Raw genomic sequence first — 20010 nt, 5'->3', positions numbered from 1 at the left:
GGGAGAAGAAATATGTCAATAACACACGGGAAAAGTTTAAAAGAAGAGTTAGTGGAGTTAGACAAAAAGCATTTTATTCATCCGACATCTAATATGAAACAACTTCAAGAGGATGGTCCAACATTTATTTTTACTGAAGGTGATGGGATTTATTTGAAGGATGTAGAAGGAAGAAAATTAATCGACAGTCTTTCTTCCCTATGGAATGTAAACATTGGACATGGGCGCAAAGAACTTGCAGAAGTCGCAAAAAACCAAATGGAAAAACTAGCATTCACTTCTACTTTTAATAACTGGAGCCATGAACCCGTTATAAGACTTGCTGCTGAAATTGCAAAATGGACACCTGGAGATTTAAATGCGACATTCTTTACTTCTGGAGGATCGGAATCTAATGATACTGCTTTTAAAACTGTTCGTCATTATTGGAAAATTAAAGGTCTACCAGAAAAAAAGAAAATTATATCTAGAAAACTTTCTTATCATGGCGTTGCAATGGGAGCTACAAGTGCAACGGGTATTGAACAATTTCATACGTTTACAACGTCAATTGCTCCCGATTTCCACTATGTCGATAGTTCAGTAGAATCATTGAAAGAACTGATTGCTAAAGAGGGTGCTGATACGATTGCTGCATATATTTCAGAGCCGGTTCAAGGATCTGGTGGGGTAAATCTTCCTCCCGAAGGATATTTCCAAGCAGTTAGAGAAATTTGTGACGAAAATAATATCTTATTTATTGCAGATGAAGTGATTTGTGGTTTCGGTCGTCTAGGAACCAATTTCGGTATTGAACGATTCGGTGTGATTCCTGACATTATTACAATGGCTAAAGGTATAACGAGTGGGTACGCGCCATTAGGGGGGATGATTCTTTCCGAAAGACTTCATAATGATATCATTGAAAAAACGGAAGGAAACTTCTGGCATGGGTATACGTATAGTGGTCATCCGACTGCAGCTGCTGTTGCACTCAAAAATTTAGAAATTATTAAGAACGAAAATCTAATGGATAATGTTAATATCGTTGGAAAACAAATGCTTGAAGGTTTTGAGTGGATTAAAGAACAAAATGATAATGTAGACAATGTTCGTGGAATCGGGTTACTAGGAGCGATTAGTCTAGAAAAAGCTTCAAAATCTGCTGAACCAATCGGACCTAAAATAGTTGCAAAAGCCCTTGAAAAAGGATTAATATGCCGTTCTGTTATTTACGACGGGCAAGATACTCTTGCATTCGCTCCACCACTTATAATAACGAAAAATCAAATGGATGATATGATTACAATTGTCAATGAATCTATTAAAGCAGTAAAATAGTACGCGCAGGTTGGCATTTATGCCAACCTGTTTTGTGTTATTCCCCAGAGTTGCATGTGCTCATTATCTGGATGATTTTTATTAACTATTATTTATCACCTATCATGCTGATATATGAAAAACTATATAATCGAGCATTGGAACTAAAACAATTACTTTCTTCAACTATATACGATGAATAGAGATCTAAAAAGACAATTTGAATCTGCTAACTTGGTGATGCTAGATTTACATTGGGAATATTAGAAGATGAATAATTTGGAAGAGGAAATGGTAGATACAGAGAATGAAACAGCATTAAATCTATACAAATCCGTCGGGTCTGAGGTCATAGAAAAGGAAAATAGATATTTTATTGAGCTCTAATCGTTAATTTCTTTCGACAAAGGGTTCTTCGTTTAATGGTCATTCAGAGAAATTTATTAGTTAATTGTTTAATAAAAACGAAAACAGGGAAGTTAATAATATAGAAGTTGGCTAGGTGAAAGGTATTTCAGAGTGAGCCGACGTAGTAGAAAAATATAAGTAAAATGGGGGACCTAAAAATGATCAAAAAATATAACTTCATTATGAATGGTAAAATTATAGAAGTAAATGCTTCCTCTAAAGCAGAAGCGTATAAAAAAGCAATGACGATAAACTTTGAAATGGATAAGGAAAAGAATCTTCCTACAAAGAATTGTGTATAAATTCCTGATACAAATTTGATGAGGACATTAAAACAGGAATATATTGCAGTTTGTTGAGAGCTATATCGACGCTTTTTAATCAAGCCTAAAACGACTCGATTATGTCAGCCATAATCGAGTCGTTTTCGTTAATAAATGTATTAGAGAGCTAATAGTGAATTGAGCTTAAACCAAGATGGAGAGGATAGGATATTAGCCTGAACATTTAGTTGAATGGGGAAACAATAAAAGGCAGGTTCAACTAAATGAACCTGCTTTAACTTTATTATATTAGTATGAGTTCGTGTTATAGTCTATACCGCTTTCATTATCTATGCTGATCTAACAGAATCTGATTACCATCTGGATCTTCAATTGTAAAATATGCAGGTCCTTCTGTAGTTTCATCCGCTTCTTGCAGTATTTTTATTCCTTTTTCTTTCAGCTGTTTTTGAAGTTCTCGAACATCTGTAAACGCCTCAAGATTTTCTGCATTACTATTCCATCCAGGATTAAAAGTAAGAATATTATTTTCAAACATACCTTGGAAGAGACCAATTATACAATTATCATTTTTCATGATAAGCCAATTTTGTGTAATATCTCCTCCCATAGCTTGAAAACCGAGATTTTCGTAAAATGTTTTTGATATATTTATGTCTTTTACTTTTAAACTTACAGAAAATGCTCCTAAATTCATATCATAACCGCCCTTTAGTCAGAATTATTAATAAGTATAAGAGAGTAAACGAAATTATACAAGCACCAGAAAATAGAAGAGTATCATAACCCTGATGGCTCCATGGGAATAACTACGCTAGTGGTTCCATGAAGTAAGAATGGAGATTGTATTAAATTCATCTATTTGGTATATTATTAAGTATATACAATCTTTGATGTGGCCAAGTAAATAAGAATTGTGAAACAGAAAATATAGCAGCTTGCTGAGAGCTATATCACCGCTTCTTGTTGAAACCTACCACGGAGATGTTATGCAAACATAACCGAGTCGTTTTCGTTAACAAACGTATTAGAGGGCTAAAAGGAATTTTAGCTAAACTAAGGTGGTACCACGTCTATCCAGCACAGAGACGTCCTTTTCCGAGGACTGCTCTGTGCTTTTTATTATTAGGAGGGAACTTTATGACAAATCAACAACAAAATGATTTTTCGAAATGGTATATCGACACAATTCAGAAGGCAGATTTAATGGATTACACACCTGTTCGTGGGTGTATTGCATTTAAACCGGATGGCTTTGAGATTTGGGAGCATATTCAAGCTGAAATGGATCGACGTTTTAAAGAGACTGGACATCGCAATGCTTATTTCCCAATGCTTATTCCAGAATCATTTTTTCAAAAAGAAAAAGATCATATCGAAGGCTTCTCACCAGAGCTACCATGGGTAACAGAGGCAGCAGGTGAAAAATTGGAAGAGCGCCTAGCACTTCGTCCAACCTCTGAAACAATGATAGGTCATTTATATTCTGACTGGATTAAGAGTTACCGTGATCTACCAGTGCTTATCAACCAATGGGCAAACGTATTCCGTTGGGAGAAGAAAACTCTTCCTTTCATTCGTACTTCTGAATTTTTATGGCAAGAAGGGCATACTGCGCATGCAGATGAAGAAGAGGCACGTACGGAAACAATGCAGATGCTTAACATCTATAAAGAGGTCGTAGAAGAGCTATTAGCAATTCCAGTATACGATGGTCAAAAAACTCCTTCTGAACGCTTTGCAGGGGCTGTAGATACGTATTCTATTGAAGCCATGATGAAGGACGGAAAAGCAGTGCAAGCTGGTACATCTCATTACCTTGGAACAAAGTTTGCTGAAGCATTTGATATTAAGTATTTAAATAAAGAAAACAAGCATCAGCATGTGCATACAACATCTTGGGGAACATCTACACGTCTAATCGGTTCGGTTATTATGGTTCATGGTGACGAGCAAGGGCTTGTATTGCCACCACGTATTGCTCCAACTCAAGTTGTATTAATACCAGTAGGTCCTTGGAAAAAGAATCCTGCTATTATGGAAAAACTAGATGAAGTGTTTGCTGCATTAAAAGCAAAAGGTATTCGTGTTCGTCTAGATGATTCTGACCAATCTCCAGGCTATAAATTTAATGAGTGGGAGTTAAAAGGAGTTCCAGTTCGTATTGAATTAGGACCACGTGATTTAGAAAACAACCAAGCACTATTAAAAGCTCGAGATGAAGAGAATAAAGTATCTGTAGATATCCCTAATTTAGTGGAACGCATTGAAGAAGAGTTAACAACAATGCAAACACGTTTACTTGAAAAAGCACGTGCATTCCGTGATCAAAACTCGCATACACATGTGAATTCATTAGATGAGTTAAAACAACATCTTACTGATTCAACTGATAAAGGAGAAATCCCAGGATGGATTCTTGCAGGTTGGTGTGGAGATGACGCTTGTGAAGAGCATGTGAAGAATGAAACGAAATTTACGACACGTAATATTCCATTCAACCCACCAGCTGAAAAAGCAACATGTATCAACTGTGGCAAGGAATCGAAACATACTGTATGGTTCGGTCGTGCTTACTAATTAAATAGAAAATATAAGTTAAAAAATCAACCATTGCTTGTTAAATGGTTGATTTTTTATTTTTTCAACATTTCATGTAAGATAAATGAAATACATTCGTCTAATTATTAAAGAAAGGGGGGATCCCTTGGAGAAGAGCTTAATAGAAGAATGGTTTGAGCTATACGAACAAGATATAACCAGCTTTCTAATATACTACACTGGATCAATGGAAATAGAAGATCTGGTACAAGAAACATTTCTTCGAGCGTGGAGCAAAATAAATAAATATAAAGAGAGCTCCCATCCAAAAACATGGCTTATATCCATCGCCAGAAATATGGTAATCGATCGTTACAGAAGAAATCGAGTTTGGAGCAAAATCAGGCATACCTTATTACAAGAGCAGAATTTTTCTATTAGTACAGAACAGCATATCATTCTAAATCAAGAAAACAGCCATTTATACAATGCTATTAGTCAGCTTCCATCAAAATATAAAGAAGTCATCATTCTTAAAGGGATTTTGGAGATGTCATCCAAGGAAGTTAGCCATGTGATGAAAAGTAATGAGAATAATATAAATGTGATATATCATCGCTCCTTGAAAAAAATAAAGACACTCTTAGAAAAGGAGGGATATGAATATGGAGGATTATAAGGAACTGCAAAATCGTTTGAAAAACCTTCCAAAGTATTCACTGGAGAATGAACAAAAAGAAAAATTATTATATACGTTGAGAGCTAAGCAAAATATAGTTAAGAAACCAGTCTTATTAAAACCAATATTTACGATTGTAGCCATATGCTCTATACTTCTTTTGCTTTTATTAACGCATGAAGATTATTACAAATTTAGTGCACAACAAGGAACAGTTTTTACATTACCAGATAGAGATCAAGAAGTACTGGGAGTGGAAGGTAGGATAGGGATTCTTGTTTTTAATGAACAATTTGTTGCAGAGGACAAGAGAAGAGTGTCCAAGATGATGCTTTACTTCTGGGGAGATGAGCATGCGCTTGTGGACAAAAAGTTCAGAGTAGAAGCGGAAAATATAAAAAGAGAAAAGATTGTGTTAACAGAAGGTGTTCTCTCAAGCGGCCTTTATAGTGAGGATGCTCATACATTAGCTAGATTTGTTCCGTTCCCATCAGAAGGGGAATGGCAGTTATCGTTTTATGTGGAAGATGTACTATTCGAAGCATTTACAGTTAATGTCTTCCCACCATTCCCTAAAACGGAAAACTATGCACTCGTTGATTCTCCAAAGGAAATTCCAATCGGTGAAGCTTATGAAGTATATTTACAAAGTACACTTGGAGAAAAGGAAATAATCGAGGTGAAGTTACTCGATAACAAAGGGAGAGTAGTGGAAACTACCGTTTTTAAGCAGGACAGTAGCGTGATAGACGGTGGAGGGGGAGGAATAATTTATTATTACAAGGGTAATCTAACATGGAAAGATCATGGAATGTGGAAGCTCCTTATTGATGGAGAACAAACGGGAATATTTGAGAATTAGTATGAAAAAGTATTCAAACTCTTGATGATAGTTTACACACATAATTTTCGATAAAATAATAGTAGAGACGTTCCTTCCTTAAATGAAAGGAACGTCTCTATCTACATAATGTATTTACACTAATACTACAGAATCTTTGGAGGAAGATAATATTACCGGCTGTTCAATATGCGTTGCTTTCACATCAAACCTAGGATCAAGGGTTTCTAATTGCTCGCCTAGTAATAACTTAATTGCATAATAGGGGAAATTAATATCGGATAGGCAGCTTATATGTAACCCACCACTCATACGAGGGTTAATTTCTAATAGTTTTGGAATGCCGTCTTTATATCTTACTTGGATATTAAATACGTAAGGAATTTTATATTGTGCAGCCATTTTCTCAGCGATTTCGATTAATTCTTTATTGTATTCAATCTCACGAATGCGTCCATTTCCTTTTTTCCTTGGTATTGCCGTAAGTAAAGTTCCATCGGCTTCGGCTAGACAGTCAATGCTATACTCATAACCATCAAGATATTCTAAAACCATTAAGTCAGGGAAATGTTCTTGCGTTTTTAAAATTTTAATAGCTGTATCATAGGAAATCTTTTGGGAGGAAGCTGTACTGAATATAAAAGGAATAGTATCTGCTTTATTATCGATAATACGGAATCCGCTCGCTCCTTCTCCAATAACAGGCTTAATACATAGCTTCGTATTATTCTGACTTAATGCTTCATAAGCTGCTTGGAACTCTTTCGCATTGTTGACAATTCGGTAGGAAGGAATAGCTACTATAAAATTCCCTTCATTTTCTTGGTCCTGCAAGGAGCGGTACATAGCTGCTTTGTCATCTACTAAGGCCATTAAATCACCATCTGGACAAACTAACACTTTCACACCGATTTCCTCGAATTTGTCTAAATTTTGAGAGATAAGCACATTTTCTTTTCGTGGAACAAATACATGGATCTGGTTTTGTATACAGTAGTCTATACAAAACTGTAAATATGCTTCTCCCTCGATATCTGGTTCTGTGCCTGATACATCACAGTAATTAAAATACACCGTATCTGGATTAGGATGTGTGCCATAGATAACAAACTCTTGTTGATCTGAATTATGTCGAATCATCTCCATGTAATGTGCTACAGTTGAAAACCATCTATTGAACCAAATATTAATCGACATGTTAATTCCTCATTTTCTATGTAATATTTTAGGTTAATTAAAGAAGATTATATTATTAAAACGCTCCTCCACAAAAGTGGGAAGGAGCGTTTTACATAGCAGGAAATCACAGAGCACACTAATTAGAAATCGTTTGCTATTGCAATGGATGGTCATTAGTCATGAGTCACAAAGTGAAAGGTTAGAGGTCATTGGTTTGTCTAATTCAATTTGAGAGTGATTTCCTAACTATGCCCTTGGTAAAGAGTCTCACCTTACCAAGGATTATGCGTATTTTTCATCATCAAAATTAATCGTGATGGAGTAGTTTTTTGCATTGATGATCCCAGATAGCTTGTTTGCTTCTTTTTCGTATTGAAGAGCATTTACACGATATTCTTCAGGATTAAATAGGGCAACCTGGACATAGGTCGTTCCATCTCCATATCCGTACTGTACTCTTTCTTTTTCTGATGCGCCTAATTGTTTATAGATCCTTGCTTGGGCACGCATTTGTGTAGCAAGTTCTATTGCTTCTACAATTGTATAAGCTTTGTCTTTAAAAGTCACTGTATTGCTTATATTCGCTTCATAGATAAGTTTATCGAGTGTTCGAATATCTTTTCTTGTTAATGTAATTTCATTGTCTACTACAGAGACCGTACGAGGTCCAATTTCAGGAGAACTGCCTTTTTCGATAGTTATAAAAGCTACGCGCATAATTTCTTCTTCCAGCTCATGAATTCTTTTTAATAGGATACTTTTTAGTTTTACAGCCTCTGCTAACGAAATATTTGCCATATGTTAAATCTCCCATTCTCTATTATTTGTATTTAAAACAAAAGAATTTGGTTCTCCGCCATGAATTTGAGTAAACATTGCTTCCATCGAATGGATTAGTTTTTGACTTTCCTCCATATTCATCGTTGGACGGAGGAAGACGATTTGAACGGCATCCGTTGTTGTTTCCGTTACTGCTGTGCGGATTGAATCGACAAAGGGACTACCAAATGCTCCGGCAGTATCTTGAAGCGTAAGTATATTATGTAAATTGTTTTCTCTACCATTCAAGCCTTCATAAGATGTGTCTTCATTGCCAATAGAAATTTGAACATTTCCTTCAATCTTTTCTAAATCGTATATGCCTATTGGTATTTCATAACGCAACGAGAAGAAATTATTTAAATCTACTGCAGAATGCATTGGTGTGATATAATTTTGTTTTGCAATTCGTCGATATAGTGTTTCAGCTGAGTGACGGTATCTATTTGGATCAGCACCAAAATTCTTCCACAGAACTCGCCATTCTTTTATGCCGTCAAATTCGGTAACTTTTTTCTCTTCCATTTCAAAGAAAAGCTGTTCTTGAAATAATTGAAGCCGACCTTTAAGCATTTGAGGAGAAGGAGAAACGACAATTTTGGTATAATGAATAATGCCTATTTTAAAATTAGGTTCGATTTGCAATAAAGAATCATTTAATGTAAACATCATAGCAACCATCCTTACAACTATTTTCTTAAGTGTATCATAAGAAAGGAGAACAATTGTGAATATCAATCAATTTCAACAACAACTAATAGAATATGCAGCTTCCATTGGAATTGATAAAATTGGGTTTACGTCTGCTTCTCCATTCAAGGAATTGAAAAATAGATTAATTCGACAACAAGAGCTAGGATATGCTTCGGGTTTTGAAGAACCAGATATTGAAAAAAGAACGCATCCAGAGCTTTTACTTTCTGACGCAGAGAGTATTATTTCGATTGCCGTAGCGTATCCATCGAAAATGAAAGATGCTCCGAAAAGTATAAAAGGAGCACGACGAGGAATCTTCGCTAGAGCTTCCTGGGGAATGGATTATCACACCGTCTTACGAGAAAAGCTTGCGCTCTTAGAATTATATATATTAACCCATATACCGGATGCAAAACTGCGTTCCATGGTAGACACTGGTGAGTTGTCCGATCGTGCAGTTGCAGAACGTGCTGGAATCGGTTGGAGTGCAAAAAACTGTGCGGTTATTACACCCGAATTTGGCTCCTACGTATACTTAGGTGAGATGATCACATCCATTCCATTTGCTCCAAGCGAACAGATGGAGGATCAATGTGGCGAGTGCACACTTTGTTTAGATATTTGTCCGACTGGAGCATTAATCCAAGGAGGACAGTTAAATGCACAAAGATGCATCGCTTTTATCACACAAACGAAAACAATGGTTCCGGATGAATTTCGCACAAAAATAGGGAATCGTATATATGGGTGCGATACATGCCAAACGATTTGCCCGAAAAACAAAGGAAAAGCGAATTTGCATCAAGAAGCATTTACACCAGATCCAGAGCTTGTAAAGCCACTGCTTCTACCATTGCTGAACATGACGAATCGGACTTTTAAAGAGACATATGGACATATGTCTGGTGCTTGGAGAGGGAAAAATCCAATTCAGCGAAATGCCATATTAGCGCTTGCTCACTTTAAAGAAGAGTCCGCTGTACCAACATTGATCGAACTGATGGAAAAGGATGCTCGTCCAGTAATAAGAGGAACAGCAGCTTGGGCTATTGGAAAGATAAACACAGAAGAAGGTCGGACTGCATTGAAGAAAGCAGAGCAAACCGAAAAAGCAGAAGAAGTACTAATAGAAATTCGTAAAGGCTTAGAGTTTTATACAATTGAGAAATAGGAAGTGGAAATAGTGAGTATTAATATCGTGTTATATCAACCTGAAATACCAGCAAATACAGGGAACATCGCTAGAACATGTGCAGGAACAGGGGCAAAATTACATTTAATCAGACCTCTTGGATTTTCAACAGACGACAAAATGTTAAAAAGAGCTGGCTTAGATTATTGGGAGCATGTAGATATTACGTATTATGATGGGTTAGATGACTTTTTTGCGACACACCCTGAAGCGGAATATTATTTAATCACGAAGTTTGGTGCGAAGCCGCATACTACTTATAACTTTAGTGACGCGGAGAAGGATCATTTCTTTATTTTTGGACGCGAAACGAAAGGGTTGCCACGTGAACTAATTGATGCTCATCCGGACCGAGCCCTTAGAATTCCGATGAATGATAATATTCGTTCCTTAAATTTATCTAATACGGCTGCTATATTAATATATGAAGCATTAAGACAACAAGATTATCCTAATTTACATTAAAAAAAACGGACGAGCCCGTAAAGGCATCGTCCGTTTTAACATACATTCTTATTTTTTAGATGCACCTGGTTTGTCATCATATCCTGCAGTGAAGATCGCAGTAAGGAATGCTACACAAACGCCAAGAACTAGGATTAATCTCATATTAAGCGCCTCCTCCAGTATATTCAACCATAAGTATACATTACTTTAGGGTAAAAAGAAATATTGGCAAAAATGAATTTATGGCAAAAAATGTACCTTTTGAGAGTTGCATCTGCCATACAATTCTACTAGGATATAGAAAAGGAGTGATTTTTTAAATGAGTAATTTGAAAAATGGTCCAGAAAACGGTTCGATGGCAACAAATATGGAAGAAGTAAAGCAACTAGGAAAACAAATGGAGAAGCTTCGCGATGACAATGAGCTAGAAAAAGATCATCGAGTATCTGATCCAGCACAATCAGATGATACTTCTTCTATTAAACAGAGGAAAAACGACTGAGCTTTTCAGTCGTTTTCTTTAAAAGAAAGGACGATCAATATGGAATTACATATGGATTCAACAAAACGTTTAGCAAACGGAGTAGAAATGCCACGTATTGGTTTAGGAGTTTACAAAATGACCGAACCAGATATTGCGTTACAAGCAATATCCACTGCACTTGATAATGGTTATCGCCATATAGACACGGCATCTCTTTACGCAAACGAGAAAGAAGTCGGAGAAGCAGTTCGTCACTCTAAACTTGCAAGAGAAGATATTTTCATTACCACAAAAGTATGGAATACCGATCAAGGATACGATCAAACATTAAAAGCGTTTGAAAAATCCTTAGAGCTTCTTGGCTTGGACTATGTAGATTTGTATTTAACCCATTGGCCAGTAAAAGAAACGTTTGTTGACACATATCGTGCAATCGAGCGTTTATATGAAGAGAAACTAATTCGTGCAACTGGTGTTTCGAATCACCACCAGCATCATCTAGAAGCAATTGCAGCAAAAGCCAACATACAACCGATGGTCAATCAGATTGAGTGTCATCCAAGATTAACACAAGTGGATCTTAGAAATTTCTGTACGGAAAAAGGAATTGCCGTTACTTCCTGGTCGCCTCTAGCAAGAGGTAGATTGCTTGATGAATCTACTTTACAAAATATTAGTGCAAAGTATGGTAAAACAACGGCACAAATAATTATCCGTTGGCATTTACAGAACGATTTAATCGTCATACCGAAATCAGTGACACCTGCTAGAATTATAGACAACTTCCAAGTTTTTGATTTTGAGCTGTCAGCTGAGGATATGAAAAATATCGATGCACTAAACTTAGATGAAAGAACAGGGATGGATCCAGAGACTTTTTAGTCCGTAAAAAGAAAAAAGAGGTACATGGATGCTATTCCTGTACCTCTTTCTTTTTTTTTATTTGTTTCATTTGTTCCTGATATTCTTTTTCAACGTCAGTAGTTGTCGGGATAAAGGGCTGCTGATTATAATCGGTTCTTTTACCATATCGTAACATCTCATAAATAATCATCCCGTTATTAGGCATGCCATTTAAAGTTTTCATCGGAATCAAATCAAACAAAACATAGTAAAACGCATAAAAAATAAATCGCTCCCAAAAATCCTTGTATTCGTTCAGAATTCCATTCGCTAAAAGTGCATTAATAACTAATGCAAGCAAGAGGTTAACGAGAATAGGACCAGCATAAATAAAGACATAAGTAAATTTACTTTTTCTTCGTATATCATCATAAGAAAACCAACTATATAGATGGTAATATTTTCGAACATCGAAAATTCCTATTTTAAAAATCCGAGGGCCAGAGCCAATAGTGATTCTTGGGTTTTCCACGCCTAAAATTTTACTTACAATTAAGTAACCACTCTCTCTTAAAAATACTACAATGGGCAAAATGATAAAGGCTGAAATAGCTACTGATAATAAATCTGAAAATCCAAACAAGTATATCGCTTCCCTCTTCTTCAGGATACTCCTCTACTAATGAATACCCATGATAATTAAAATAAATCTTGTAATCATTTCCAAAATCTATTCTAAAACGATAAAGAAAAGTATTGGTGATGTACTGATACCTGATACTTATTTAGTTGTGTCTCGAATGAGTATGGACTTTAGGAATATTTTGTTTAATCGATTAGTGAGAGGGAAGATAACTAAAGAGAATCCATTTAAATAATTTCAAAGAAAGGAATGGGAATATTGAATATGAACGAACAAACCAACCAGCCATATGGATCAATTGAGCGCACAGGAACGATTACAAACAGCTGCAATTGCGATGGAATCTAACAAGCAGCTTCATGCGACTGATATGAATGGGAAAAGAGGCACTAATACTACAGTGGACCTTACAGTAGTTGAAAAGTTAATAGAGGACTGGCCAACACTTTCCAAAAAAGTAACGCAAAAGATGATCGAGTTTTATGGTCCACCGAATGACACTACACATTCAACAATTAGTTGGTACTATAATGGTCCATGGAAGAAAACAATCGTTTATAAAGAAGGAGTTCCTCATGACTTTCCCGAACCTCATGTGGATATGCTCGAACAGTTTATTGACTATCATGTGCCAGCGGAAAAAGCAGGGGAAGTAGCAAAACTATAGGGTAGTCTCGTTATTGACAGAACAAGGGGAGAGGTATCTGTACATTGCGATAACGAAGGCGCCAATACTTTTTCTATGAATATGATGCATGAAATAGTAACTGGTAAGAGGACCGCTGAAGAAGCTCGTGAAAAAATTGCGGAACAGATTACGGAGTTCTTAATGAATAGACCTGCACCATATGCAGAAAAATTTCAATTTGAATTACCTCAAAAGGAACAAGTGGACCCTGATGTGACAATTGTTAAAGATGCAGAGCTTATGCAGGCAGTGGAAAATGCAAAGAAAGAGTTAAATTTATAAACTAAAAAGTCATTATCAGAGCGTAATAGTTCTGATAATGACTTTGTTCGATTTTATAGATAATGTGGCATTACTATCTCTTGTCTTCTACGACGATCATTTCACCTGTTATCGGATGAGCAAATTGTACTTTAAAAGCATGGAGCTCGTATGTTTTAGTAGGTGTTTTCTTCGCTCCATATAAATCATCTCCAACAATTGGATGACCCAGATGGGCAAAATGTACACGGATTTGATGTGTACGACCCGTTTCTAATATGGCATGTACCTTTGTAAACTGCGGATGTCTGCCGACTACTTCGTAATGCGTGATAGCTTTTTGACCAGAAGGGGAAACCCGCTTTCTCGTTGGGTGATGGCGATCGTTTCCGATTGCAGCCCGAATCGTGCCGTGCTGGTTTTTTAACTCTCCTTCCAAAATTGCCTCGTATGTGCGGATAATTGTTTTATTTTCAAGCATACGATCGAGCATTCCTTTAACAATCGGGTTTTTCGCAACCACGATTAAACCTTTTGTGCCTTCATCAATTCGGTGAACATGTTCCCCATAATTTTGACCTTTACTTGATAGATAGTGGGATACGGTATTCATAAATGTATGGTTTTGACCTTCTTCGTTCGGGTGAGTTGCAACGCCACGCGGTTTAGATGCTATTAATAAGTATTCATCCTCATATGCAACATATAATGGGATTTGGTCGGAAGGGGCGTAATTGGACGATTCTCCTTCCCACTTAAAAACTAATACATCTCCTTTTTTGTTTGGTAATTTCCATTGCAATAGTTCCCCACTAGTATTACTCACTGCTTTTTGCATACGTAAGTCATGGATAAGTTTTTTTCCAAGCTTCCAGTTATTTTGTAAAATTGTTTCAATCGTTAGTCCGTCTTCTGGAACTGTATAGGTTAGTGTATGTAACATCCTTTATTCTCCTTTAAAAAAGGTCATGTCTAATGGACACGACCCCTCTAATTATTTTAATACGACTTGATCAAAAAATGCTTGGATATTTTCATTTGGTTGCGCACCAGTCATTCTCGCTACTTCTTTTCCATCTTTAAAATAGATAGTTGTCGGAGTAGCTTCGATCAAATAATCGTCCCAACCTTGTTCATATTCTAGGACATTGTATTTCACAATATCTACTTTATTTTCTTCTGCAAGTGGCGTTAGTCTTGGTGTCATTTCCTGACAGTGCACACATTCTGGGCTGAAGAAATAAGCAGTAACAGGCTCGCCGCTATCGATTTTCTTTTTTAGGTCATCTGGAAGGATGATATTTTGGTAGTTGGGATCTTTTATTAGATCAATTGTAGACTGTCTTAGGTTTTCTTTATCGTAAGGGTTGTCCGATAATGCTTGTTTGTTTTTTTGTCCATTCAATACGAATATTAATACGAAAACTAAGATGATAATCCCGCCAAATATGGCTAATTTCTTCATAATGATTTTTCCTCCTTCAAACTTCTTAAAACAAGTACACTACTAACTGCGATTAAAATGAAAGCAATAAGTGCTAAAAATGGAATCGTAATAAAGCCTAAATAATTTATATACTCACCAGTACAAGATACTCTTCCACAAGCTGGAGCAGAATCTTGCATAAAGTCTAACTTTTGAATGCTATAATGGTATGCAGAAATACATGCACCAATGATAGAAAAGGCAAGAGAAGTAAGTGCAATTTTAGCATTTTTCTGGACAAAAGCAATTCCTACTATCAATACGAGAGGATACATAAGTAGTCGTTGATACCAGCATAATTCACAAGGCTCGTACTGTCTTATTTCTGAAAAATATAGCGACCCAAGTGTTGCGGTAAAAGCCACTACCCACATAAATAACATTAAATTTTCGACTTTTTTTGTCATAGGCTTCTCCTTTGAACTCATTGAACTCCATTCAAAGTATACGGCTTCTTTGAAAACATGTAAAATATTTTAACTGAGCCCTAAAGAGTTATATAATAGAAATTAGTGAAAAGTTTGAGGAGTGGATATTATGTCGGAAGAATTTGATCTATCCCAATTTGAAAAAAGCATGGTTATAAGAGAAACGACTTTTTCTGATATTGAATCTATTTTAGAAATACAGCGCCTGTGCTTTCCAGGGATGGACCCTTGGGAACTAGCTCATTTGCGCAGTCATTTAACGATATTCCCAGAAGGTCAACTAGTAGCTGAATTGGACGGAAAAGTAATCGGTTCATGCTCCAGTCTTATTATTAACTTTGATGAGTACGATGATCGTCATTCATGGTCTGACGTAACAGATTCAGGTTATATTACAAATCATAATCCAGATGGATATAATTTATATGGGATTGAAGTAATGGTGCATCCCGAATATAGAAGAATGAAAGTCGGTCAACGTTTGTATGAGGGCAGAAAAGATATAGCTAGACAGTTTAATTTAAAATCCATTATTATTGGTGGCCGCATTCCAAATTACCATAAACACGCAAACGAAATGTCACCGAGAGAATATGTAACGGCTGTTTCTCGTCATAAAATATACGATCCCGTATTAACCTTTCAATTGATGAATGGTTTTACCTTAATGCGTATTAACCCAAATTATTTACCGGATGATAAAGCTTCCGTTAAATACGCCACTTTAATGGAGTGGAATAACGTAGATTATATCCCATTATCAAAGCGGCATTTTAAAACGAGCTATCCAGTGCGAATTTGTGCAGTGCAATATATGATGCGCAAAATAAATTCGTTCGAACAATTTGCTCATCAATGTGAGTATTTTGTAGACGTTGCATCCGATGCACAATCCGATTTCGTTGTATTTCCAGAAATTTTTACGACCCAGCTTATGTCTTTCTTAGATGAGCCTTCTCCAAGTCAGGCAGTTCGTAAATTAACGGAATATACACCACAGTATATGGAATTATTTGCAGATTTAGCTGTACGTTACAATATTAACATCATTGCTGGCTCTCATTTTGTAGAAGAAGAGAACGAGGAAATTTATAATATTGCGTATTTATTTCATCGTGATGGCGCGATTGACAAGCAGTATAAAATCCATATTACACCAAACGAACGCAAATGGTGGGGAATTAGTGCAGGAGATTCTGTGCAAGTATTTGATACGGATTGTGGGAAAATTGCCATTCAAATTTGTTACGATATCGAATTTCCAGAGCTTGCCCGAATTGCAACAGATATGGGTGCCAATATTATTTTCACGCCATTTTGTACAGAGGATCGCCAAGGATACTTACGAGTTCGCTACTGTGCACAAGCACGCGCAGTGGAAAACCAAATTTATACGGTTATCTCAGGTACAGTAGGAAACTTACCACAAACCGAAAATATGGATATCCAGTATGCACAATCTGCCATTTTTGCTCCATCTGATTTTGAATTTGCGAGAGACGGGATTGTAGGCGAAACAGAACCGAATGTCGAAATGGTTTTAATAGGAGATGTCGATTTAGAAATATTAAGACGACAACGACAAGACGGAACAGTTAAGCATTTAAAAGACCGTCGACATGATGTCTATAGTATAGATTATAAAAAATGAGGAATGGGTGTTTCACGAATGTCTTATAAACAATTGTTCGAGCAATGGAATCGTTTTGCTGAGTTAGAATCTGTTTGGAAAGAAGACCTTCATCTGTTAGCAAATGATGAAAAACGTGTGGAAGATGCGTTTTATAGGGATCTAGAATTTGGTACAGGTGGAATGCGAGGAGAAATAGGAGCAGGGACGAATCGTATGAATACATATACGATTCGTAAAGCCACTACTGGTCTTGCGGCTTATATTAAGATGGCCGGAGTAGATGCGATGAAACGTGGCGTCGTTATTGCTTATGATAGTCGTAGATTTTCTCCTGAATTTGCAAACGAAGCAGCGAATACATTAGCTTCTAATGGTATTCAAGCTTATCTGTATAATGAGCCTAGAACGACGCCGCAGCTGTCTTATTCAGTGCGTAAACTAAATGCATTTATGGGAATTGTTATTACGGCAAGCCATAATCCTCCTGAGTATAATGGCTACAAAGTATACGGAGAAGACGGAGCACAGTTAAATTTACAAGATGCAGATGCCGTTATTCGTTATGTTTCCGACGCTGGTGATGCACTTCAAATAACTCACCAAGCATTTGATGATCGCTTAGTTACCTATTTAGATGAAGATATTGATCAGGCTTATATAGAGGAATTAAAAACCGTGCAAGAAAATCCAGCAATCGCATCAACTACCGATTTAACAGTAGTTTTCACTCCACTACATGGTGCGTCTGGTAAAACAGTGAAACAAATCTTAAGCGAAGTAGGTTATAAAAATATCCATTATGTAGAAGAACAAATGGAACCAAATGGTGAGTTTCCAACGGTGAAATCACCAAATCCAGAGGAACAAAGCGCTTTTGAATTCGCAATACAATATGGAGAAAAATATGATGCAGACATTTTAGTGGCAGCAGACCCTGATGGAGACCGTGTTGGACTAGCGGTGAAAACAGCAGGAGGATACAAACTGTTAACTGGCAATCAGACTGGCGCCATTTTAATCGAGTATTTATTAACACAGCGAAAAGAAAAAAGGAACGATGCCTGCAAATGGCCGTGTGTTTAAAACGATTGTGACATCTGATCTTGGACGAGTGATTGCAGAGTATCATGGTGCAAGCACGGAAGATGTGTTAACAGGATTTAAATTTATCGGAGAAAAGATTAAACAATATGAAGAAACGAAAGAGTACGAGTTTCTGTTCGGCTATGAAGAGAGCTATGGTTATTTAGTGAAAAGCTTTGCGCGGGATAAAGATGCGATACAAAGTGTGTTAGCAATCGTAGAAGCTGCTGCTTTTTATAAAGAGAAAGGCATGACACTAGTAGACGTTCTATATGCGTTATATGAGCGACATGGTTATTATTTAGAAGGACTTGTTTCTGTTACGAAAAAAGGAGTAAGTGGAGCGAGTGCGATAAAAAACTTACTTGAACAAGTTCGTGTCAATCAACTAACAGAAGTTGCAGGCATTGCTATTTCTTCTCAAGAAGACTATGCGACGTCCCTTCGAACATTTGTTGATGGTCGGAAAGCGGAGCAGATTGTATTACCAAAATCGAACGTACTAAAATACTTTCTTGTAGATGGCTCGTGGGTTTGTGTGCGACCAAGTGGAACAGAGCCGAAGATAAAATATTATTTCGGTGTGACTAGTGGGACAGAAGCAGAAAGTATGGAAAAGCTTGCACTTCTAAAAGAAGCATTCTCAGCTGAAATGAATAAATATTTAGAGGATGGATTGCAATGATCCCATGTAAGCATTGATTCGTTATGTGATTAGCGAAGACTTACTTGAAAATCTAGTACTAAAAACTTTCATACGTGTTAATTAGATAGCACTAATATATCTCCATCTTAAAAACCAGCCCTTTCATATGCGAAGGGGCTGGTTTTTACTTGCTTTTGATACAAAGAGTTAAGTTTTTCAGTCAAAAGTATGAAGCTATGTAGATACTGTGCGGTTCGATTAAGTGATATGATGGAAAGTAAGAGAACATAAGGTGGAGGAGTTTACATGCAGTTAAATGAACTCTCAAATATTGAATTATTAAAAGAAATTGCAGAATTTCTAAACGAAGAAACAGAAATGGAGAAAATGCTTCAAGGTGCGCTTCGTAAGCTATTAGAAGGGACGATATTCGAGACCGGTTGGATATTTTTTATCAACGAAAAAGGGAAGCAAGAACTAATCGCCCATGAAAATCTGCCAAATGCATTGCAACAAAATGACTGTAAACACCTGCAAAAAGGTGGGTGTTGGTGTGTTACAAGATTTCTAAATAGCGAGTTAGACAAGGCTTCTAATATTATCGAATGTAAAAGAATTGTCCATTCCAGAAGGAGTAGCAGTAAAGATTATAGTAATATCACACATCATGCAACGGTTCCTTTACAGTCTGGCCAAGAGAGATTCGGTCTTTTAAATGTTGCAACCCCAAACACGATTCGTTTTTCAGAAGGAGAACTTGCGTTATTAGAGTCTGTTGCTTTTCAAATTGGATCTGCGATTAAGCGAATTTTATTAACAAAACAAGAGCAGCAAGTTGCACTTGTACAGGAAAGAAATCGACTCGCTCGCGATTTACATGATTCGGTCAATCAATTACTATTTTCGGTTACCTTAACTGCTAGAGGCGGTATAGAAATGACAGAGCAGCAAGATGTTAAAGACACATTTAAAGAGATTCAATATTTAACGCAAGAAGCTTTAACGGAAATGCGAGCACTTATATGGCAGCTCCGCCCGAAAGGCTTAGAAAATGGAATAATAGAAGGATTAAAAGGGTATGGAGATATACTAGGGTTAACGCTTAATGTGAATGTTAAAGGAGTTATAAATTTACCAGTTAAAATTGAAGAGACTTTGTTCCGAATCGCACAAGAAGCAATGAATAATGTACGAAAGCATTCAGGTGTTTTACAAGCAGAACTGTATTTAACCATTACTTCTACAGATGTATTGTTAGTCATAAAAGATGAAGGACGTGGATTTCATATGAATGAATTAAACAGCCTTAGATCGCTAGGATTACAAAGTATGAAAGATAGGGCATATTCCGTTAGTGGAACAGTAGATTGGGTAACAGAATGGGATAAAGGAACGGAGATATTAGTCCGTTTACCGTATTAGGGGGGAT

The 20010-nt window shown here is 36.6% G+C and carries 21 protein-coding genes, 1 pseudogene and 1 other annotated feature; of the genes and pseudogenes, 14 read left to right on the top strand and 8 right to left on the bottom strand.

The window, feature by feature from the left end; all coding sequences use genetic code 11:
• Window positions 1-12 precede the first annotated feature (12 nt).
• Both OR571_RS06490 and OR571_RS06485 read left to right on the top strand, forming a co-directional pair.
• Complete coding sequence (locus OR571_RS06490) at window positions 13-1320, top strand: aminotransferase family protein (protein WP_282242049.1); 1308 nt, start codon at window positions 13-15, stop codon at window positions 1318-1320.
• Between the two features lie 545 nt (window positions 1321-1865).
• A complete protein-coding gene (locus OR571_RS06485; protein ID WP_282242048.1) occupies window positions 1866-2009 on the top strand; it encodes a hypothetical protein in 144 nt (47 codons plus the stop codon).
• 307 nt (window positions 2010-2316) lie between these two features.
• Here the strand turns inward: OR571_RS06485 and OR571_RS06480 are convergent, their stop codons facing one another.
• The gene (locus tag OR571_RS06480; protein WP_282242047.1) at window positions 2317-2688 is read right to left on the bottom strand and encodes a VOC family protein; all 372 of its coding nucleotides are present in this window, start codon (window positions 2686-2688) and stop codon (window positions 2317-2319) included.
• A 184-nt stretch (window positions 2689-2872) separates the two neighbouring features.
• Window positions 2873-3090: a binding site (T-box leader), on the top strand.
• A gap of 41 nt (window positions 3091-3131) precedes the next feature.
• Here OR571_RS06480 and proS point away from each other — a divergent pair.
• The 3 genes from proS to OR571_RS06465 all read left to right on the top strand — a co-directional run bounded on the left by proS (window position 3132) and on the right by OR571_RS06465 (window position 6073).
• Complete coding sequence (gene proS, locus OR571_RS06475; RefSeq protein ID WP_282242046.1) at window positions 3132-4571, top strand: proline--tRNA ligase; 1440 nt, start codon at window positions 3132-3134, stop codon at window positions 4569-4571.
• Window positions 4572-4698: 127 nt separating this feature from the next.
• Window positions 4699-5211, top strand: a complete 513-nt coding sequence (locus tag OR571_RS06470) for an RNA polymerase sigma factor (protein WP_282242045.1) — start codon at window positions 4699-4701, stop codon at window positions 5209-5211.
• Window positions 5198-6073: a hypothetical protein gene (locus tag OR571_RS06465; protein ID WP_282242044.1), complete on the top strand. Its 876-nt coding sequence runs from the start codon at window positions 5198-5200 to the stop codon at window positions 6071-6073. The genes OR571_RS06470 and OR571_RS06465 overlap by 14 nt, the downstream gene beginning before the upstream one ends.
• 114 nt (window positions 6074-6187) lie before the next feature.
• Here the strand turns inward: OR571_RS06465 and OR571_RS06460 are convergent, their stop codons facing one another.
• The 3 genes from OR571_RS06460 to OR571_RS06450 form a co-directional block, all read right to left on the bottom strand.
• Complete coding sequence (locus tag OR571_RS06460; protein ID WP_282242043.1) at window positions 6188-7249, bottom strand: ATP-grasp domain-containing protein; 1062 nt, start codon at window positions 7247-7249, stop codon at window positions 6188-6190.
• A 264-nt stretch (window positions 7250-7513) separates the two neighbouring features.
• A complete protein-coding gene (locus OR571_RS06455) occupies window positions 7514-8029 on the bottom strand; it encodes a hypothetical protein (protein ID WP_282242042.1) in 516 nt (171 codons plus the stop codon).
• Window positions 8030-8032: 3 nt separating this feature from the next.
• Window positions 8033-8722, bottom strand: a complete 690-nt coding sequence (locus tag OR571_RS06450; RefSeq protein ID WP_282242041.1) for a B3/B4 domain-containing protein — start codon at window positions 8720-8722, stop codon at window positions 8033-8035.
• 55 nt (window positions 8723-8777) lie between these two features.
• On the opposite strand from OR571_RS06450, the gene queG reads away from it, so the two are divergent.
• The 4 genes from queG to OR571_RS06430 all read left to right on the top strand — a co-directional run bounded on the left by queG (window position 8778) and on the right by OR571_RS06430 (window position 11752).
• Window positions 8778-9917, top strand: a complete 1140-nt coding sequence (gene queG / locus OR571_RS06445) for a tRNA epoxyqueuosine(34) reductase QueG (RefSeq protein ID WP_282242040.1) — start codon at window positions 8778-8780, stop codon at window positions 9915-9917.
• Between the two features lie 12 nt (window positions 9918-9929).
• Window positions 9930-10403, top strand: coding sequence for a tRNA (uridine(34)/cytosine(34)/5-carboxymethylaminomethyluridine(34)-2'-O)-methyltransferase TrmL (gene trmL / locus OR571_RS06440; protein ID WP_282242039.1), 474 nt, complete (start codon window positions 9930-9932; stop codon window positions 10401-10403).
• A gap of 302 nt (window positions 10404-10705) precedes the next feature.
• Window positions 10706-10888: a hypothetical protein gene (locus tag OR571_RS06435; protein WP_142540633.1), complete on the top strand. Its 183-nt coding sequence runs from the start codon at window positions 10706-10708 to the stop codon at window positions 10886-10888.
• A 39-nt stretch (window positions 10889-10927) separates the two neighbouring features.
• On the top strand, window positions 10928-11752 hold the full coding sequence (locus OR571_RS06430) for an aldo/keto reductase (RefSeq protein WP_282242038.1): 825 nt from the start codon (window positions 10928-10930) through the stop codon (window positions 11750-11752).
• A 31-nt stretch (window positions 11753-11783) separates the two neighbouring features.
• Here OR571_RS06430 and OR571_RS06425 read toward each other — a convergent pair whose 3' ends face one another.
• Window positions 11784-12356, bottom strand: coding sequence for a hypothetical protein (locus OR571_RS06425; protein ID WP_282242037.1), 573 nt, complete (start codon window positions 12354-12356; stop codon window positions 11784-11786).
• 289 nt (window positions 12357-12645) lie between these two features.
• Here OR571_RS06425 and OR571_RS06420 point away from each other — a divergent pair, with 289 nt between their 5' ends.
• On the top strand, window positions 12646-13023 hold the full coding sequence (locus OR571_RS06420) for a hypothetical protein (RefSeq protein WP_282242036.1): 378 nt from the start codon (window positions 12646-12648) through the stop codon (window positions 13021-13023).
• A gap of 75 nt (window positions 13024-13098) precedes the next feature.
• The gene (locus OR571_RS06415) at window positions 13099-13326 is read left to right on the top strand and encodes a hypothetical protein (RefSeq protein ID WP_282242035.1); all 228 of its coding nucleotides are present in this window, start codon (window positions 13099-13101) and stop codon (window positions 13324-13326) included.
• Between the two features lie 73 nt (window positions 13327-13399).
• Here OR571_RS06415 and OR571_RS06410 read toward each other — a convergent pair whose 3' ends face one another.
• Genes OR571_RS06410 through OR571_RS06400 form a run of 3 tightly spaced genes read right to left on the bottom strand, consistent with a single transcriptional unit; the run spans window position 13400 to window position 15198 of the window.
• Window positions 13400-14248: an RluA family pseudouridine synthase gene (locus OR571_RS06410; RefSeq protein WP_282242034.1), complete on the bottom strand. Its 849-nt coding sequence runs from the start codon at window positions 14246-14248 to the stop codon at window positions 13400-13402.
• Between the two features lie 51 nt (window positions 14249-14299).
• Window positions 14300-14770 carry a thioredoxin family protein gene (locus OR571_RS06405; RefSeq protein WP_282242033.1) on the bottom strand — a complete coding sequence of 157 codons (471 nt, stop codon included), beginning with the start codon at window positions 14768-14770 and terminating at the stop codon, window positions 14300-14302.
• Window positions 14767-15198 (bottom strand): disulfide formation protein C, encoded by a 432-nt coding sequence (locus OR571_RS06400; protein WP_282242032.1) that lies wholly within the window; start codon window positions 15196-15198, stop codon window positions 14767-14769. The genes OR571_RS06405 and OR571_RS06400 overlap by 4 nt, the downstream gene beginning before the upstream one ends.
• Before the next feature lie 130 nt (window positions 15199-15328).
• Between OR571_RS06400 and OR571_RS06395 the strand changes: the two genes are divergently transcribed.
• The 3 genes and pseudogenes from OR571_RS06395 (at window position 15329) to OR571_RS06385 (ending at window position 20003) form a co-directional block, all read left to right on the top strand.
• A complete protein-coding gene (locus OR571_RS06395; protein WP_282242031.1) occupies window positions 15329-16870 on the top strand; it encodes a carbon-nitrogen hydrolase family protein in 1542 nt (513 codons plus the stop codon).
• A gap of 18 nt (window positions 16871-16888) precedes the next feature.
• Window positions 16889-18620, top strand: a pseudogene (locus OR571_RS22910) (phospho-sugar mutase).
• Between the two features lie 267 nt (window positions 18621-18887).
• Window positions 18888-20003, top strand: coding sequence for a GAF domain-containing sensor histidine kinase (locus OR571_RS06385; protein WP_282242030.1), 1116 nt, complete (start codon window positions 18888-18890; stop codon window positions 20001-20003).
• Window positions 20004-20010 lie beyond the last annotated feature (7 nt).

The organism is Psychrobacillus sp. NEAU-3TGS (genome assembly GCF_029955155.1).
GTDB lineage: Bacteria > Bacillota > Bacilli > Bacillales_A > Planococcaceae > Psychrobacillus.
The sequence above is the reverse complement of the archived record's forward strand: the minus strand, read 5'-3'. Positions and strand labels throughout refer to the sequence as shown.

Coding starts and splice junctions, on each gene's coding strand:
- OR571_RS06455 (WP_282242042.1), bottom strand. CDS start 8,029: ATGGCAAATATTTCGTTAGCAGAGGCTGTAAAACTAAAAAGTATCCTA.
- OR571_RS06490 (WP_282242049.1), top strand. CDS start 13: ATGTCAATAACACACGGGAAAAGTTTAAAAGAAGAGTTAGTGGAGTTA.
- OR571_RS06480 (WP_282242047.1), bottom strand. CDS start 2,688: ATGAATTTAGGAGCATTTTCTGTAAGTTTAAAAGTAAAAGACATAAAT.
- OR571_RS06420 (WP_282242036.1), top strand. CDS start 12,646: ATGGATCAATTGAGCGCACAGGAACGATTACAAACAGCTGCAATTGCG.
- OR571_RS06460 (WP_282242043.1), bottom strand. CDS start 7,249: ATGTCGATTAATATTTGGTTCAATAGATGGTTTTCAACTGTAGCACAT.
- OR571_RS06430 (WP_282242038.1), top strand. CDS start 10,928: ATGGAATTACATATGGATTCAACAAAACGTTTAGCAAACGGAGTAGAA.
- OR571_RS06410 (WP_282242034.1), bottom strand. CDS start 14,248: ATGTTACATACACTAACCTATACAGTTCCAGAAGACGGACTAACGATT.
- OR571_RS06405 (WP_282242033.1), bottom strand. CDS start 14,770: ATGAAGAAATTAGCCATATTTGGCGGGATTATCATCTTAGTTTTCGTA.
- proS (WP_282242046.1), top strand. CDS start 3,132: ATGACAAATCAACAACAAAATGATTTTTCGAAATGGTATATCGACACA.
- OR571_RS06450 (WP_282242041.1), bottom strand. CDS start 8,722: ATGATGTTTACATTAAATGATTCTTTATTGCAAATCGAACCTAATTTT.
- OR571_RS06485 (WP_282242048.1), top strand. CDS start 1,866: ATGATCAAAAAATATAACTTCATTATGAATGGTAAAATTATAGAAGTA.
- OR571_RS06395 (WP_282242031.1), top strand. CDS start 15,329: ATGTCGGAAGAATTTGATCTATCCCAATTTGAAAAAAGCATGGTTATA.
- OR571_RS06415 (WP_282242035.1), top strand. CDS start 13,099: ATGAATATGATGCATGAAATAGTAACTGGTAAGAGGACCGCTGAAGAA.
- OR571_RS06465 (WP_282242044.1), top strand. CDS start 5,198: ATGGAGGATTATAAGGAACTGCAAAATCGTTTGAAAAACCTTCCAAAG.
- OR571_RS06385 (WP_282242030.1), top strand. CDS start 18,888: ATGCAGTTAAATGAACTCTCAAATATTGAATTATTAAAAGAAATTGCA.
- OR571_RS06400 (WP_282242032.1), bottom strand. CDS start 15,198: ATGACAAAAAAAGTCGAAAATTTAATGTTATTTATGTGGGTAGTGGCT.
- OR571_RS06435 (WP_142540633.1), top strand. CDS start 10,706: ATGAGTAATTTGAAAAATGGTCCAGAAAACGGTTCGATGGCAACAAAT.